This is a genomic window from Paenibacillus tianmuensis (genome assembly GCF_900100345.1).
Taxonomy (GTDB): Bacteria; Bacillota; Bacilli; order Paenibacillales; family NBRC-103111; genus Paenibacillus_G; species Paenibacillus_G tianmuensis.
Window position 1 is genome coordinate 1 of sequence record NZ_FMTT01000112.1, and the last position, 1,042, is coordinate 1,042.

The 1,042-nt window shown below is 36.2% G+C and carries 1 protein-coding gene; it reads left to right on the forward strand.

All coding sequences use genetic code 11. The features are described from left to right. Positions 1 to 794, forward strand: a 794-nt coding sequence (locus tag BLO51_RS28365; protein WP_143007036.1) for an RNA-directed DNA polymerase, incomplete at its 5' end; no start/stop codon positions are given. Between the last annotated feature and the right edge of the window lie 248 nt (positions 795 to 1,042).

Consider the following 1,042-nt stretch of genomic DNA (forward strand, 5'->3'; position numbering starts at 1 on the left):
CTCAAAAAACCAGTATCTGGTTAATCAACAGGCATGACTTTAACTATAATATTGAAGAACGCGCGGAAACCATTCGTAATGAGATTATTAGTGGTAGTTATAAGGTTTCACAACCCCTAATATATCGAATAGAAAAGAAATATGGAATATGCAGACACCTAGTCAATCCCCAGCCTAGTGATGCTTTGGTTTTCCAAGTATTAGTCGAGAACATAAACGAACAAATCTTAAAAAAACAACCCTCTAAAAATGCGTTTTATTCAAGAGACAAGCATTCCGTTGCTAAACCACACAGTATTGAGGACTCATATTTTAATTGGCACGAACAATGGAAAAGACTTCAAAAAAAGATATATAACTTTAATGAAGAAAAAGAGTACATTGTAGTTACTGACCTAACAAATTACTACGATAGTATTGATCTTAACGAGCTCAGGAAGGTCCTTACTAGTTATACCGGTATAAAAGAGGTAGTTATTGATCTTATCTTTAAAATAATCGAGGATATCTCATGGAAACCTGATTATTTACCATACTCTCGCAGAGGTCTACCTACTACCAATATTGAAGGAGTACGCTTACTTGCTCATTCGTTCTTGTTTGAGATCGATGAGGTTCTAAAACAAAAAACAAATAACAGTTTTACCAGATGGATGGATGATATCACAATAGGAGTCGATTCAAAAAAACAGGCAATTGAAACAATAAGCGAAATCTCCGATATGCTTAAAAGTAGAGGACTTGCACTCAATCTTTCGAAAACAAATATATATAATGCCAGGCCTGTTGATTAGCCACTAAATGGTAGAAAAAAGATCGCCTTTTCTGTAGAATCGTTTGTACCACCAACCGATTCGAGAAAGAGGCGATCTCATGAAAAATTGTATCACGATTCCATCCGTTCTTCAATCCATTCTGAGTGCTGAAGAAGTCAAATCAATTGTGCTAATGATAGGTTATGAAGACAAAGCCCGCAAGTTTACGGTATACGACTTGTTACAATATTGGTGCACGGCTGCTCATCAACAATGGGAGGGTTACC